Source organism: Streptomyces mabaensis (genome assembly GCF_053763515.1).
Window position 1 is genome coordinate 38,990 of record NZ_JBSOPZ010000023.1, and the last position, 14,960, is coordinate 53,949.

The following is a 14,960-nucleotide window of genomic DNA, read 5'->3' on the forward strand; positions in this document are numbered from 1 at the left end:
TGGACAGTGTTACCTGGAGTTCGCCCTGCGGAGGCGGGGTGCGCCGCCGATACTGGGCGGTCGGGCGGGTCCAGGCGGGCCGGACGGGGAGAGTGCACGGATGCAGGGGTTCGAGACGGTTCTGCTGCGGCTCGCGGGGACGGTCGTCGGCGCGCTGGTCAAGCCGATGCTCAGCCGGCCGCCCGGCGCGGGGCTCGTCGTGGACCCGGAGCGCCCCGCGCCGCGCTGGCGCCGCCCGGTGGAGCTGGGGCCCAGGGAACTGGACCGGCTGACCGAGGGGCTCGCTGCCCGCCTGGCGGTGGCGGCCGGGCGACTGCCGGAACACGAGCGGCTGGCGGCGGCCGACGCGGTACGGGACGCGTTCACGGCGACCGGAGCGCTGGACCAGGACGCGCTGTTCGCCCAGGACCTGGATCCCGTCCGGCTGGCCTCGGTGGTGCTGGCGAAGGCGCCGGAGGGCAGCGGCCTGAGTGAGGCGGGTACGGCCCTGTTCGAGGAGCTGGTCGGGCTGTGCTGCCGCCATGTCGTGGAGTACGTGACGACGCTGCCGGGGTTCTCGGCCCGGTCCGACGTCGAAGTCGTCCGCAGGACCGGGGAGTTGGGCCGGGCACTGGAGGACGTACGGGACCGGCTCGGGCCACCGCCCGGCTCGGTGGCCGCCCGCTTCGAGCAGCAGTACGCGGACTTCGTCGCCGCGACGCACGGCCGGCTGGAGCTGTTCGGGCTGACCCTGAACCAGGCGCGCAACGAATGGCCGCTGGACACTGCGTACATCAGCCTCGGCATGCGCTGGGACGGGACCGCGGGCACGCCCCCGGAGAGCCCGGGCCTCCCGCACGCCGAGGAGGTCGCGGTGAGGGCCGAACAGGTCGCCGCGGGGAGCACCAGACTGCTGCTCCGCGGTCCGGCGGGCTCGGGCAAGAGCACGCTGGTTCAGTGGCTCGCCCTCAACGCCGCGCGGCGCAGCTTCGGCCGGGAACTGGCCGACTGGAACCGGTGCGTCCCGTTCGTCCTGCGGCTGCGCTCGTTCAACTCCCCCGACGCGCTGCCCATGCCGGAGGACTTCCTGCGGGCCGCGGGCGTCCCGCTGTACGGCTCGGCGCCGCCCGGCTGGGTGGAGTCCCTGCTCTCCAACGGCCGGGCCCTGGTCCTGATCGACGGGGTGGACGAGGTTCCGGCGCGGCTGCGCAGCCGTACCGAGGCCTGGCTGAGGACGCTGACAGCGGCCTTTCCGCATGCCCGCTACGCCGTCACCACCCGCCCGTCCGCGGTCCCCGAGGACTGGCTGGCCGGTCTCGGCTTCGCCACTCCCTCGCTGCTGCCCATGGAGCGCGAGGACATCCGGGCGTTCATCGCCCGCTGGCACGACTCCGCGCGGCGGGACTGCGCGTCGGCCGCCGAGCGGGAGTCGCTGGACACGTACGAGCAGTCGCTGACGCAGGCGGTCGCCACCCGGCGGGAGCTGGGCCGGCTCGCCACCAGCCCGCTGATGTGCGCGCTGCTGTGCGCCCTCAACCGGGACCGGCGGATGCATCTGCCGCGGGCCCGGAAGGAGCTGTACGACGCGGCGCTGGACATGCTGCTGGTCCGGCGGGACACCGAGCGGGAGATCACCGGCGTGGAGGGCGTCGATCTGACCCGGGACGAACAGACGCTGCTGTTGCAGCGGCTCGCGTACTGGCTGATCCGCAACGGCCAGGTGGAGGCGGGCCGCGCGGAGGCCGTCGAGATGATCGACGAGTGGCTGGCCGCCATGCCGCAGGTACGCGCCCAGGGCACCGCGGAGCAGGTGTTCTCCCACCTGCTGATCCGCAGCGGGCTGCTGCGCGAGCCGGTGCCGGGCACCGTCGACTTCGTACACCGCACGTTCCAGGACTACCTGGGGGCGAAGGCGGCGGTGGAGGCCCGGGACTTCGGCCTGCTGGTGAGCAAGGCGCACGACGACCAGTGGGACGACGTGGTACGGATGGCGGTGGGCCACGCGCGTCCGGAGGAACGGGCCGTCGTGCTCCGCCAGTTGCTGCGCCGCGCGGACCGGGTCAAGACGCACCGCCACCGGCTGATCCTGCTGGCCGCGGCCTGCCTGGAGCACGCGCCGGAGCTGGACCCGGCGATCCGGGCGGAGGTGGAGCGGCGAACGGCGGAGCTGCTGCCACCTCGCCCCGGACAGGACCCGGCGGAGCTGGCGAAGGCGGGCGAGCTGGTCCTGGAGCTGCTGCCGGGCCCCGAGGAGCTGGACGAGGAGAGCGCCGCGGTGACGGTACGGACGGCCGCCCTCATCGGCGGTGACGCCGCGCTCGGGGTGGTCTCCCGGTTCAGGGCGGACGAGCGGCACGGCGTGCGGCTGGAGCTGTCGAGGTCCTGGTCCGCCTTCGACACCGAGCCGTACGTCACCTCGGTGCTGGCGCCGGGCGGCTGGGACGACACGTACCTCCATGTCCGTACTCCGGAGCAGTTACGGGCGCTCGCGCTGCTGCGGGGGACCCGGCGGGTCAATCTGTCCGGCGGCCACCCCGATCTGACGCCGCTGCATGTGCTCGACGACCCGCTGTGGCTCTTCGTCGCGGACAATCCGGAACTGACCGACGTCTCACCGCTGGCCGGGATGCCCGCGCTGAGGCTGGTCGGCTTCGACCGCTGTCCCGCGCTGCGCGACCTGTCTCCGCTGCGCGGGTCGGCGATCGAGCGGCTGTACCTCTTCGACACCGATCCGGAGCTCCGGCTGGACGCGCTGGGGCACATGCCCGAGCTGCGGCACGTCGGGTTCGACTACCCCCTGCCGGTCGGCAGCGTGGGCGAGCTGCCGCTCGGGCCGGATCTCACCGAACTCGCGCTGTACAACCACGCCCGCCATGTCTCACTCGACGGGATCGAACGGTGGCCGGGACTCACCTGGCTGTCGCTGGTCGGCGATGTCCAGGCTCCGCAGTTGCCGCGGCTGCCCACGCTCGACTCGCTGTCGTTTCTGCGACTGCACTGGCAGAGCGCGCTGGACGTCTCGGTCCTGACCCATCTGACCTCCTTGCGGGAGATCATTCTGTGGCAGTGCGATCTGGTCCGCGACCTCTCCCCGCTGCGGGATCTTCCGGCCCTCACCACGCTGCGGCTGTCCAAGTGCCGGGCCGTGGGCGGGCCGATCGACCTCACTCCGCTGAGCGGCCTCGACCGGCTCACCGTCACGCTGGTCGACCATGTCGCCGTGACCGGGGAGGACCGGTTTCCGCCGGGCCGTCTGGTCCGGGAGCGGACCAAGGTCCTGCGGCCCGAGTGACCAGGCCCGGGCCGGAGGCAGCTGTCACCACACCCGGACCGAGCCCCCCGGGGCGAAGGCCGGGCTCGTCGCGTTCGGCGGGACTTCCGTCAGGGGCTCGGCGATCTCCGCCACCGCCGGGCCGACCTTCGCCGCGACCGGGTCGAGTACGGACAGGTCGAAGCCGTACACCCGGGCCGCGTTGCCGCCGGCCATCGCCGCGACCTCCTCGTGTGGCAGGCCCGCGTAGGCGATGCGGAGGCCTTCGCGGGAGTACGGCGTGGTGCCCTCGTCGTGCGGGTAGTCGCTGCCCCACATGATCTTGTCGAGGCCGATCCGGTCGCGCAGCGGCACCTCGTGCGGCCGCATGAAGCTGGCTCCGACGAAGCAGTTCTCGCGCCAGACCTCGCTGGGCCCCTCGCCCATCGAGGCGGCCAGCCCCGCACCGAACTTGGACTCCGCGGTGGAGGCACGGGTCGCCGCCGCGACGAGCCGGCCGTGGTAGTAGTCAAGCATGTCGAGCACGCCGGGAATCCAGCCCGAGCCCTGCTCGGTGAGGACCAGTCTGAGCCCCGGGTGGCGCCGGAACGCCCCGCCGAACATCAGGTGCCACAGGGCCCGGTGGGAGAACCAGGTGGTCTCCACCATGAAGACGGCCCGCGCGGCCGGTTCGTCGCCCAGCGGCGGGGACGCGGACCCGCCGTGGTGGTTCACCGGAACCTCCAGCTCCGCGCAGACCGCCCAGACCGGGTCGTACGTCTGCGAGTAGAGCTCGGGGATGCCGGAGCCGGGCGGGGCGCCGGGAAGCAGGATGCCACCGGTCAGGCCGGCCTCCTTCGCGCGGCGGATCTCCCGTACCGCCTCGGCGACGTCGTTCAGCAGGATCTGCGCCACGCCCGCCCGCCGGCCGGGCGCGTCGGCGCAGAAGTCCGCGAGCCAGCGGTTGTGGGCGCGCAGGCCCGCCCAGCGCTGCTCGTACTCCGCGCGGGTCGGCGCGGGGGCCATCAGGGAGGCGCTGGGGAAGAACGGCGGGATGGTGTTGGGGAAGATCACCTCGGCGACGATCCCGTCCGCTTCGAGCTCGGCGAGGCGGCGGGCGGAGTTCCAGTTGCGGTCGGCGGTGTCGGCGAGGAGGTCTTCGTACGGGTTGACGTAGGTGGCCGCCCACGCGTCGAAGTCCTCGTGGTACTTCGACTCCAGGTAGGGCCGGTAGTCCAGCAGGTCGGCCCCCGCGTGGCAGTCGGCCGAGATGACGGTGTAGCGGTCGTCCGTCATGCGTCCACCCCCAGCCGGGGGAAGTCGTGGCCGGTGAGCCAGTGCCGGCCGGTCTCGCGCGACCGCGCCCAGGACGCCTCGACCGCCGACTGGTCCTCGGGCTGGCCGAGTTCGGCGGGGGTGGGGCCGATACGGCGAGCGACCGGTGCCAGTTTCTGGGTGTCGAAGCCGAAGACGTCCGCCGCGGCCAGGCCCAGTATCCGGCGGGTCTCGCCGACCGGGATGTCGTGGAAGGTCTTCCTCAGCCACTCCCCCGTGTGCGGCCAGGTCCCCTCGGGATGCGGGAAGTCGCTGCCCCAGAGGATGTTGTCGACGCCGATCTCGTAGCGCTGGGCGAGCTCCCGGCGTTTGGTGTTGGTGGCGCAGATGAAGACCTGGCGGTCCAGGTACTCGCTCGGCGGGCGCTTCAGCTCGGCGAACGGCGAGAGCTTCTTGCCGCCGTGCGCGCCGAGGTAGAGCCGGTCCATGAACCACAGCTGGTTCGGCAGCCACCAGCAGCCGGACTCGGCGACGCCGAACCTCAGCCCCGGGTGGCGCTCGAAGACGCCGGACCAGAGCAGGAACCACAGCGGCCGGGCCGGCCACCAGGTGACCTCGGAGACGTAGATGCCGAGGTGGTCGCCGTACTCGTGGCGCGGAGCCGCGCCGGAGTGGGTGACCACCGGCATCCGCGTCTCGGCGGCCGCGGCCCAGACCGGGTCGTAACGCCGGTCGTGGTAGGGGGCCTTGTCCACCCACATCGAGGGGATCATCAGCGCGCCGAGTCCGGACTCCCTGGCCCGGTGGATCTCGGCGACGACCCGTTCCGGCTCGCCGGTGACAGGCAGCAGCGCGACCCCGCAGTGCCGTTCGGGATGTTCGGATACGAACTCGGCGAGCCAGCGGTTGTGGGCCTGCGCGCCGGCCATGCCGAGGTCGGGGTCCTGGTCCCCGGAGAGGCCGAGGCCGACTCCGAAGGGCGCCGCGGTCTGGCTGTCGACGGCGTCGGCATCGGGGAAGACGACCTCGGCGGCCACGCCGTCGCCGTCGAGCTCCTTGACGCGCTGCGTGGTGTCCCAGCCGCCCTTCAGACCCTCCTCGTTGTCCCGGAACCACTGGTCGGCGAAGGCCTCGTTGCGGATGCCGAGGCGGGTGGCCTCCTCCCGGCGTGCGTCGCGCTGCCCCAGGAAGTCGTCGAACGCGCGGTGGAAGCGGGAGTCGAGATAGGGCCGGTACCGCTCGGTGGGCAGCCCGGCGTGGCAGTCGGAGGAGATGATCAGGTACGGGTCGTGGTGGTCGTCCGTCATCACTGCTCCCTGGGTCGAGCCGGTCGGTCGGGTCGGTCGAGAATGAAGCTCTCCAGGTACGCCGGGTTGGCGCGGTCGAGCATCGACTGCGACCTGGCCCGGATCTGCCGGTCGTTGTGCTCGCTCTCCGGCAGCATCCAGAACCGGTCCGCCCCGATCCCGTCCACGACGAGTGCGGCGACCTGCTCGACCGGGGTGAACCGCACCTCGTGCCCGGCCTGCTTCATCGCCGCCTCCCACTGGTCGAGGCTGCGGTACGGGCTCCGGCGCGGGCGCTGCTTCGCGTACCGCCCGGGACGGTTGCGGTGGGACTCCCACAGGCCGGTGCGGAGCATGTGCGGGCCGGGGAAGAGCACCGAGGCTCCGATGTCCGCTCCCTCCGCCCTCAGGTGCGCGTAGAGCGATTCGGTCATCGTCACGACGGCGGCCTTGGTGACGGCGTACACGGACGCGGTCGGCAGCGGCGCGATCCCGCCGTCGCCCGAGGAGGTGTTCACGACGTGGCCGGGCTCGCCGGCCGCCAGCATGCGCGGCACGAACGCCTGGATGCCGTGGAAGACACCCCACACGTTGACTGCGAAGGCCCACTCCCAGTCGGCCGGCTCGTGCTCCCACATACGCCCTTCGGCGCCGGATCCGACGCCCGCGTTGTTGCACAGCACGTGCACCGCGCCGAACGTGTCGTACGCGGCGTCCGCGAGCGCCTGGACGGAGGCGCGTTCGCTGACGTCGGCCACGCGCGCGAGCACCTGCGCGCCCCCTTCGATCAGTTCGTCGGCCGCCTTGCGCAACGGGCCCTCCTCGACGTCCGCGAGGACGACCTTCAGCCCCTCGTCGGTGAAGCGCCGGGCCATGGCCAGCCCGATCCCGCTCGCGGCGCCGGTGACGACGGCGACCTGCCCCGGGCGCAGCCGCATCAGACGCTCCCCTCGGGCGGTCCGTCGAGGATCTGCTGCGGGTCGTCGTAGCGCTGGTGGATGTACGGGAGCAGGGCCTGGGCGCTGACCCGTTCGACCACCCTGCCCTGCTGGTCGGTGGTCTTCTCGCCGAGGGTGATCCCGACCAGGCGGCGGACGGGCAGATCGGCGACCGGGTCGAACGGCGACTCGCGCAGCACCACGTCGCCGGTGACCTTCTCCAGCCTGCGGACCTTCTCGTTGCGGGTGCAGTGGACCAGCACCGGTTCGGTGTCGAAGCCCGAGCCCCCGCCGTCGACGGACGGCAGGAACTTGAAGTAGAAGTCGGTCCTGCGCTCCGGCTCGGGCAGCGGCAGCGCCCCCTCCACCACGCCGCGCACCTCCACGAAGGCGGTCCCGTGCCGGGCGAGCGAGGCCCGGACCATGTCACCGTCCCGCTCGACGGTGACCTCGCCCAGCTTCTTCGGCTCGCCGAAGACCTCGCGGCCGCCGATGAGGGCCCGCTCGTGCGTCATCGGCATCACCAGGGGGTACCAGCCCTCGACGCCGCCGTGCCGGGCGGACACGGCCACGGAGCCGGCACCCAGCGGATAGCCGGGCAGGTCGACCTTGCTGATGGTGGCCCGGACCAGGGGCCGTTCGGCGGGCTTGAGCGGCGGCGGGAGGACGGCCGCGACCACGTCCGGGTCGCTCTCCCACACCGCGACCAGCCCGGTGGACCAGATGTCGGGGAGTGCGGAGCCGCGCTCGCGCGCCGCCCGGGTCTCGGCCTCGGTGCGCGCGCCGTACCGTACACATGCCATGTCGTACCGCCCTTCCTCTCACACGGAGCTGCCTGTAACACAGTTACACCGCAGCGGACGAAGGGTAAAGAGCCGTGCACGCAACGGAGTTGGAGGCGCGATGCCGAGAACCGCACTGACCCGCGAAGAGGTACTCGACGCCGCCGCCGGCCTCGTCAGGCAGCACGGCCCGGGAGCCCTGACGATGCGCAAGCTCGCCGCCGAACTGGGCACCGCCGTCACCTCCATCTACTGGCACGTGGGCAACCGCGAGTCGCTGCTCGACGCCCTCGTCGAACGCACCGTCCAGGAGATGGGCGCCATCCGCCCGGCCGGCCGCACCCCGGCCGAGCGGATCGTCTCGGTCGCCCGGCGGCTGCGCCGCGAGCTGCGCGAGCGCCCGCACCTGATCGCGATGGTCCACGAACGCGGTCTCACGGAGCGGATGTTCCTTCCGGCGCAGCAGGCGCTCGTCCACGAGGTGCACGCCGCCGGTCTGCGCGGGGCGCGCGCGGCGGAGGCCGTACGCGCCGTCCAGTACCAGATTGTCGGGTTCGTCCTGGTCGAACGGAACCGTGAGCGCTCTCCCGTCCAGTCCCCGGGCGAAAGCGAGCTGTGGGACACCGCGACCGCGGAACAGGATCCGGCACTGGCGCGGGCACTGGCCCGGCCGGCCGATCCGGAGAAGCTGTTCGCCACGTCCGTACGGGCGTTGGTGACCGCTCTGCTGACGCCCTGACATTTCCGGCATCCCCGGGCGCGGCCGGACTCCGGGCCGGGGCAGGGCTGTCAGTCGCAGCCCGTATTCTCTGTGACCATGCTCGACGACCAGATGACCGCAGCAGCGTGGCCGGCCGCGTACCCCGAGGGGTACGCGGTCGTCGACGTGGAGACCACCGGACTCGCCCGCGACGACCGGATAGTGTCCGCTGCCGTCTACCGGCTCGACGCGCAGGGCAACGTCGAGGACCACTGGTACACGCTGGTCAACCCCGAGCGCGATCCGGGGCCGGTGTGGATCCACGGACTGACGAGCGAGGTGCTCGAAGGCGCCCCGCTCTTCCAGGACATCGCGTACGAGTTCTCGACCCGGCTCGCCGACCGGGTACTCGTCGCGCACAACGCCATGTTCGACTGGTCCATGATCGCCCGGGAGTACGCGAGGGCCGAGCGCACCGCCCCCGTACGACAGCGGCTCTGCACCATCGCCCTGTCCAAAGAGCTCCGGCTGCCACTGCCCAACCACAAACTGGAGTCCCTGGCCGCGCACTTCGGTGTCGTACAGCAGCGCGCGCACCACGCCCTCGACGACGCGCGCGTACTGGCCGAGGCCTTCCGGCCGAGCCTGCACGCGGCCGTGCGGGACGGGGTCCGGCTGCCGCTGCTCGAATGCCGGCCGCTGACGGAGTGGTCGGACGCGCCGGCCACCCCGCGGGTCGGCCCCCAGGCCTCGTACCGGCCGATGAGCTGGCGGCCCTCGCGCAGGCGGCCGGCCTGCCCCTACCCGAACCCCGGGCGGTACGAGGTGGGCAAGCCGCTGAAGCAGGGCATGCGGGTGGCGTTCTCCGGTGACACCTCCGTCGACCGCGAGCTGCTGGAGGACCGGGCGATGGAGGCCGGGCTGCACATCGCCACGAGTGTGTCCCGGCTCACCAGCCTGCTGGTCACCAACGACCCGGACGCCGCGACCTCCAAGACCGTCAAGGCCAGGTCGTACGGAACCCCGGTGGTCGACGAGGCGGGCTTCACCCAGCTGCTGCGGGATGTGGCCCCGGCGGGCATCCCCGCGGCGGACGCGGCCCCGGCAGACGGGTGATTGGCGGACGACTCGCCAGCCACCCGCTCGCTCCGCCGCCGCCACGCGCCGCACCCTGTGGCGCATGGCACGTTGCGAGGTATGCGGAAACGACTACGGCATGTCGTTCGAGGTGCACGCGCAGGGCGCGGTGCACGTCTTCGACTGCTTCTCCTGCGCCATTCACCGCATGGCGCCCCTGTGTGAGCACTGCAAGGTCCAGATCATCGGACAGGGCGTGGAGGCCGATGGCCACTTCTACTGCGGCGCGCACTGCGCCCGCGCGGAGGGGAAGGTGGGCATCGTCGACAGAGTCTGAGGCCGCGGCCCCGGGCACCGGCCCGGGCGCTCCACCCCCCTCCGTCCGGACACCCCATGACCGAGTTGTACGGTCGTGGGGTGTACCGCTTCCTGTTGTCCCGGCAGTGGGTGATCCTCACCCTCCTGGCACTCGTCCTCATCCCGGTGATGGTCGAGCTGGGTTTCTGGCAGTTCCACCGCCATGAGCGCCGGGTCGCACAGAACCAGCTGATCGCCGCCAGCCTGGCCGCGAAACCGGTCCCGGCCGGTGAGCTGACCTCCCCGGGCCACACCGTGCCCCGGGGCGACTACTGGCGCGGGGTGACAGTCACCGGGACGTACGACAGCGCGCACGAGGTCGTCGTCCGCCGCCGGACCAACGCCGACGACCAGGTCGGCTTCCATGTCCTGACCCCGCTGGTGATGAAGGACGGCCGCGCGGTCCTGGTCAACCGCGGCTGGATCCCGTTCGCCTCCGACCAGCGGGCGTTCCCCGAGGTGCCGCCCGCGCCCGGCGGCGAGGTGACCGTCACCGGCCGGCTGAAGGCCGACGAGACGACGGGCACCAGCGGAATCAAGGACCTCAGGGACCTGCCGGACCGGCAGGTCATGCTGATCAACAGCGAGCAGCAGGCCAAAGCGCTGTCCCGGCCTGTGCTCGGCGGCTACCTGGAGCAGACCGCGCCCGAACCCGCCGGTGACACTCCCGAGCCGATCCCGGCCCCCGACCACGACTCCATCGGCGCGCACATGGCGTACGCCGTCCAGTGGTGGCTGTTCGCCGCCGGGGTGCCCGTCGGCTGGGTGATCCTGGTCCGCCGCGAGAAGCAGGACCGCGCCGCGGCCGCCGCCCGGAGCACGCGGGACCCGGCCGAACCGGCCGCCGCCGTCTCCTGAGACCTCCTCGACGCCGTTGGCTGATTGGCTTTCCGGCCTTCCGGGCACACGGATCGCGTGACCCAACGCATCGAGGACTACGCCCTGATCGGCGATCTCCAGACCGCCGCCCTGGTCGGCCGGGACGGTTCCATCGACTGGCTGTGCCTGCCCCGGTTCGACTCGGCCGCCTGCTTCGCCGCGCTGCTCGGCGACCAGGAGAACGGCCACTGGCGGATCGCCCCCGAGGGCGCCGGCAACTGCACCCGCCGAGCGTACGCCGACGACTCCCTCGTCCTGGAGTCGGTCTGGGAGACCGAGCACGGCACGGTCAAGGTCACCGACTTCATGCCGCAGCGCGACCGCGCACCCGACGTGGTACGGATCATCGAGGGCCTCTCCGGAGAGGTGGCCATGCGCAGCACGCTCCGGCTGCGCTTCGACTACGGCAACATCGTGCCCTGGATGCGCCGCGCCGACGGGCACCGGGTGGCGATCGCCGGCCCCGACTCCGTATGGCTGCGCAGCGAACCGGCCGTACAGACCTGGGGCAAGCAGAACGCCACCCACTCGACGTTCACCGTCGCCGAGGGGGAGAAGGTCGCGTTCGTCCTCACCTGGCACCCCTCGCACGAGCCGCGCCCCGCGCTGGTCGACCCGTTCGAAGCGCTCCGGCACAGTCTGGAGGACTGGCGGGAGTGGGCCGGGCGGTGCCGGTACCAGGGTCCGTACCGCGAAGCGGTCCTGCGCTCGCTGATCACCCTCAAGGCGCTGACGTACGCCCCCACCGGCGGCATCGTCGCGGCCGCCACCACCTCGCTGCCGGAGGAGATCGGCGGCGTACGCAACTGGGACTACCGGTACTGCTGGCTGCGCGACTCCACCCTCACCCTCGGCTCCCTGCTCTCCGCCGGCTATCTCGAAGAGGCCGCGGCCTGGCGGGACTGGCTGCTGCGCGCGGTGGCCGGGGATCCCGCCGACCTGCAGATCATGTACGGGCTCGCCGGTGAGCGGCGGCTTCCGGAGACGGAACTGCCCTGGCTGAGCGGCTACGAGTCGTCCATTCCGGTGCGCACCGGCAACGCCGCCGTCACCCAGCTCCAGCTCGACGTGTACGGGGAGGTCATCGACTCCCTCCATCTCGCACGCGGTGCCGGGCTGGTGGGCGAGAAGAACGCCTGGCATCTGCAGGTCAGCCTGCTCGGCTTCCTGGAGGACAGCTGGCGCGAGCCGGACGAGGGGCTGTGGGAGGTACGGGGGCCGCGCCGCCACTTCGTGCACTCCAAGGTGATGGCGTGGGTGGCCGCCGACCGTGCCGTGCGCACCCTGGAAGCGGACCCGACCCTCGGTGGCAGCGTCGGGCGGTGGCGCGCGATGCGGGACGAGGTGCACCGGGAGGTGTGCGAGAAGGGGTACGACCCGGTCCGCAACACCTTCACGCAGTTCTACGGCTCGGAGGAGCTGGACGCGGCGACGCTCCTCATCCCCCGGGTCGGATTCCTGCCGCCCGACGACCCGCGGGTCATCGGGACCATCGACGCGGTGCGCGACGAGCTCGGCCACAGCGGGTTCGTCCGCCGCTACAGCACCCGGGGCCTGCCGGTCGACGGACTGCCCGGCGGCGAAGGGACCTTTCTGGCCTGCTCGTTCTGGCTGGCCGACGCGCTGCGGATGACGGGCCGGGTGAAGGAGGCCCGGGAGGTGTTCGAGCGGCTGCTGTCGCTCCGCAACGATGTGGGGCTGCTGGCCGAGGAGTACGACCCGCTCTCGGGCCGGCAGCTCGGGAACTACCCGCAGGCGTTCAGCCACATCGGTCTGGTGGGGACCGCCCTCGCTCTGGACGAGGAGGAGACGGCAGGATAGGGCCATGGATCTTGGACTGAAGGACCGTGTCTACGTCGTCACCGGAGCCACCCGCGGGCTGGGCCACGCCTCGGCCACCGCACTCGCCGCCGACGGCGCGCGGGTGATCATCACCGGCCGGGACGAGAAGAGCGCCGAGGAGGCGGCCGCCGGGCTCGGCCCGGGCGCGCTGGGCGTCGCGGCCGACAACGCCGACCCGTCCGCGGCGCAGCGCCTGATCGGCACCGCCCGGGAGCGATTCGGCCGCTTCGACGGCATCCTCATCAGCGTCGGCGGCCCGGCACCGGGCTTCGCCGCCGACAACACCGACGAGCAGTGGCAGGCGGCGTTCGAGTCGGTGTTCCTCGGCGCGGTACGGCTGGCCCGCGCGGCCGCGGCGGAACTCGGCGAGGGCGGGGTCATCGGCTTCGTGCTCTCCAGTTCGGTCCACGAGCCCGTTCCGGGCCTGACCATCTCGAACGGCCTGCGCCCGGGTCTGGCCGGCTTCGCGAAGTCGCTCGCCGACGAACTCGGCCCGCGCGGCATCCGGGTGATCGGCCTGCTGCCGGCCCGGATCGACACGGACCGGGTCCGGGAACTCGACGCGCTGTCCGGCGACGCGGAGTCGGCCCGGTCGGCGAACGAGTCCCGCATCCCGCTGCGCCGGTACGGCACCCCGGAGGAGTTCGGCAGGACGGCGGCGTTCCTGCTCTCGCCGGCGGCGTCGTACCTGACGGGAGTCATGCTCCCGGTGGACGGCGGCGCCCGCCACGGCTTCTGACGGTACGCCGGGAGGTCAGGGCGGGGCAGTCAGGGCGGTCAGGGCGGCGCGGTCAGGGCGGTCAGGCCACGCGTTCCGCGCGGTGCTTGACCGCCTGCAGGCGGACCTCCGACGGCAGGGCCGCCAGGCCTGCCGACTCGCGGGCGTGGGCCAGTGCCTCGTCCGTCAGGCCCGCCAGAGCCTCCGCCGGCGCCGCGTGCGGTTCCAGCAGGAGGTTCACCCGGGTCGTCGGGGCGTCGCGGCGGCCGCTGAGCCGGACGTGAGCGCGCGCCACCCCGTCCATCGCCTCCGCCTCGCTCGCCACCACGCCCTCCAGGGCCCGTCCCCGCAGCAGCGCCCCCTCGTCGTCGCCGCTGTCGACCAGAACCCCGTCCAGCCGCGCGCGCCTGAACTGGGCCAGCAGCCACCACAGGGCGAGGAGCACGCAGAGGGCCAGGACGGCCAGGACCACGGGCCACCACCAGCCCTCGTCACGCCACCGGTACCGGTCGGCCCGGCTCAGCAGTACGTCGTCGCGCCCGTCGAAGGGCCACCAGGACGGTACGCGGAGGCCCAGGCCGGCGGTCAGCACCGCGCCCCCGGTGACGATCAGCACCAGTCCCACCAGTCCGAGCAGCACCCGGTTCACCGTACGCAGCACCGCCGCCTCACCCCTTCTTCGTCGGCCGGCCGACATGGACGGACAGGCCCGGTGAGCGGGCGAGCCCGAGATCCCTGAGACGGGCGGCCAGTACCGTGTCCAGGTCGGCCCGTACCTCGTCGAGTTCGCGGAAGTGGGACACGGCACGGACAGCCGCCTTCGAGCGCCGCACGCGTACCCGTACCGAGTGGACGCCGGGCACCTCCATCGCGCGGTCGCGCAGCGCGAGTGCCGCCGCGCGCCGGTCCAGTCCCGCCCGTACGTCGGCGCTCTCGCGCCGCATCGGCAGGATGCGGCGCAGTCCGGGCGTGACCGCGAGCACCAGGAGCCACACGCCCAGCGCGAGAGCCGCCGCCGCGCCCGCGAGCACCCAGGTGCCGTCGAGGGAGCGCTCCGCGAGCTCCCCGGCGAGGAACCGGCGCCACCACATCGCGGGGCGGTCGGCCCGGACCGACGCGATGTCGTAGAGCAGCAGGCCCGCGGCGCCCAGCACGACCAGGGCGGTCAGCCCGGCCGGGAGTCTGCGCCCCGACCAGAACCGGCCGGCCCGGACCGCTTCCGCGGGCTCGGCGGGGGCGGGCTCCGGGTCGTGTGCCGCGGCGGAGGCCGGCTGATCCGGTTCTGGCGGCCGGGTACTCATCGGATCCTCTCCTTGGCCGTGCCCCGCGTGTGCTCCGAGTAGAGCCCCTCCACGTGGACGGCCACCTCGGGCACTTCCATTCCCGCCAACGCGTGCACCCGCTGAGCGACTTGGCGACGCACCGAGGCGCACTGGCCGCCGATGTCGGACGGGTAGCCGAGATCGACGGTGATGCGCACCCTGGCGGTGTCGCGGTGCACCGTGACGGACGCGTGCGGCGCGCTGCCGCCCGCCGGAACGGCGTCCAGCGCCTCCCGGGCCGCCTGCGCGGCGATCTTCGCGACGACCCGGTCGGCGATGCGGGTGGCCCCGCGCTCAGCCGCCCCGACCGGCCCCGAGTGGGTCACGTGGGTCACCGCAGCCGGTCGCCACGCTCGCGCGGGCGGAAGAAGTCGCCGGGTTCCAGGTCCCCGTCCAGGAACCTGCCCACGACAAAGCCGACGGCTCCGAGCGCCGCCACCAGCAGAAAGGCCCCGAAGCCGCCGAAGTATCCGGCGAACCCCAGCGCCATGCCGGCCACCAGGCCGACCATGGCCATGCTCATGCTGCGCTCTCCTCTACGGATCTGCCGGGCAG

Annotated in this window: 15 protein-coding genes; 7 read left to right on the forward strand and 8 right to left on the reverse strand. The window is 72.8% G+C overall.

Going from position 1 to position 14,960, the window contains the following annotated elements; all coding sequences use genetic code 11:
• Positions 1-100 precede the first annotated feature (100 nt).
• Positions 101-3,271 carry an NACHT domain-containing protein gene (locus ACWV17_RS21070; protein WP_455360965.1) on the forward strand — a complete coding sequence of 1,057 codons (3,171 nt, stop codon included), beginning with the start codon at positions 101-103 and terminating at the stop codon, positions 3,269-3,271.
• Between the two features lie 24 nt (positions 3,272-3,295).
• On the opposite strand, the gene ACWV17_RS21075 is transcribed toward ACWV17_RS21070, so the two are convergent.
• From ACWV17_RS21075 to ACWV17_RS21090, 4 genes are read right to left on the reverse strand one after another with little or no spacing between them, the layout of a single operon-like run.
• Positions 3,296-4,525 (reverse strand): amidohydrolase family protein, encoded by a 1,230-nt coding sequence (locus ACWV17_RS21075; RefSeq protein ID WP_455360966.1) that lies wholly within the window; start codon positions 4,523-4,525, stop codon positions 3,296-3,298.
• Positions 4,522-5,811 (reverse strand): amidohydrolase family protein, encoded by a 1,290-nt coding sequence (locus ACWV17_RS21080; RefSeq protein WP_455355805.1) that lies wholly within the window; start codon positions 5,809-5,811, stop codon positions 4,522-4,524. Before ACWV17_RS21080 ends, ACWV17_RS21075 begins: the two co-directional genes overlap by 4 nt.
• Positions 5,811-6,728, reverse strand: a complete 918-nt coding sequence (locus ACWV17_RS21085) for an SDR family NAD(P)-dependent oxidoreductase (protein WP_455360967.1) — start codon at positions 6,726-6,728, stop codon at positions 5,811-5,813. The genes ACWV17_RS21080 and ACWV17_RS21085 overlap by 1 nt, the downstream gene beginning before the upstream one ends.
• The gene (locus tag ACWV17_RS21090; RefSeq protein ID WP_455360968.1) at positions 6,728-7,531 is read right to left on the reverse strand and encodes an acetoacetate decarboxylase family protein; all 804 of its coding nucleotides are present in this window, start codon (positions 7,529-7,531) and stop codon (positions 6,728-6,730) included. The genes ACWV17_RS21085 and ACWV17_RS21090 overlap by 1 nt, the downstream gene beginning before the upstream one ends.
• A gap of 100 nt (positions 7,532-7,631) precedes the next feature.
• On the opposite strand from ACWV17_RS21090, the gene ACWV17_RS21095 reads away from it, so the two are divergent.
• The 6 genes from ACWV17_RS21095 to ACWV17_RS21120 all read left to right on the forward strand — a co-directional run bounded on the left by ACWV17_RS21095 (position 7,632) and on the right by ACWV17_RS21120 (position 13,104).
• Positions 7,632-8,249 (forward strand): TetR/AcrR family transcriptional regulator, encoded by a 618-nt coding sequence (locus tag ACWV17_RS21095; RefSeq protein ID WP_455360969.1) that lies wholly within the window; start codon positions 7,632-7,634, stop codon positions 8,247-8,249.
• 72 nt (positions 8,250-8,321) lie between these two features.
• Positions 8,322-9,326, forward strand: a complete 1,005-nt coding sequence (locus ACWV17_RS21100) for a DEDDh family exonuclease (RefSeq protein ID WP_455355809.1) — start codon at positions 8,322-8,324, stop codon at positions 9,324-9,326.
• A gap of 64 nt (positions 9,327-9,390) precedes the next feature.
• Positions 9,391-9,624, forward strand: a complete 234-nt coding sequence (locus ACWV17_RS21105; RefSeq protein WP_455355810.1) for a hypothetical protein — start codon at positions 9,391-9,393, stop codon at positions 9,622-9,624.
• A gap of 80 nt (positions 9,625-9,704) precedes the next feature.
• The gene (locus ACWV17_RS21110) at positions 9,705-10,502 is read left to right on the forward strand and encodes an SURF1 family cytochrome oxidase biogenesis protein (RefSeq protein WP_455361016.1); all 798 of its coding nucleotides are present in this window, start codon (positions 9,705-9,707) and stop codon (positions 10,500-10,502) included.
• 57 nt (positions 10,503-10,559) lie between these two features.
• Entirely contained in the window at positions 10,560-12,344 is a 1,785-nt protein-coding gene (locus ACWV17_RS21115) for a glycoside hydrolase family 15 protein (protein ID WP_455360970.1), read from the forward strand.
• 4 nt (positions 12,345-12,348) lie between these two features.
• A complete protein-coding gene (locus tag ACWV17_RS21120) occupies positions 12,349-13,104 on the forward strand; it encodes an SDR family oxidoreductase (RefSeq protein ID WP_455360971.1) in 756 nt (251 codons plus the stop codon).
• A 61-nt stretch (positions 13,105-13,165) separates the two neighbouring features.
• Here the strand turns inward: ACWV17_RS21120 and amaP are convergent, their stop codons facing one another.
• The 4 genes from amaP to ACWV17_RS21140 are packed head-to-tail and all read right to left on the reverse strand — an operon-like array spanning position 13,166 to position 14,928.
• On the reverse strand, positions 13,166-13,780 hold the full coding sequence (amaP, locus tag ACWV17_RS21125) for an alkaline shock response membrane anchor protein AmaP (protein ID WP_455360972.1): 615 nt from the start codon (positions 13,778-13,780) through the stop codon (positions 13,166-13,168).
• Positions 13,752-14,384, reverse strand: coding sequence for a DUF6286 domain-containing protein (locus ACWV17_RS21130; protein ID WP_455360973.1), 633 nt, complete (start codon positions 14,382-14,384; stop codon positions 13,752-13,754). The genes amaP and ACWV17_RS21130 overlap by 29 nt, the downstream gene beginning before the upstream one ends.
• A complete protein-coding gene (locus ACWV17_RS21135; protein ID WP_455360974.1) occupies positions 14,381-14,740 on the reverse strand; it encodes an Asp23/Gls24 family envelope stress response protein in 360 nt (119 codons plus the stop codon). The genes ACWV17_RS21130 and ACWV17_RS21135 overlap by 4 nt, the downstream gene beginning before the upstream one ends.
• Entirely contained in the window at positions 14,737-14,928 is a 192-nt protein-coding gene (locus tag ACWV17_RS21140; RefSeq protein WP_455355816.1) for a hypothetical protein, read from the reverse strand. Before ACWV17_RS21140 ends, ACWV17_RS21135 begins: the two co-directional genes overlap by 4 nt.
• Between the last annotated feature and the right edge of the window lie 32 nt (positions 14,929-14,960).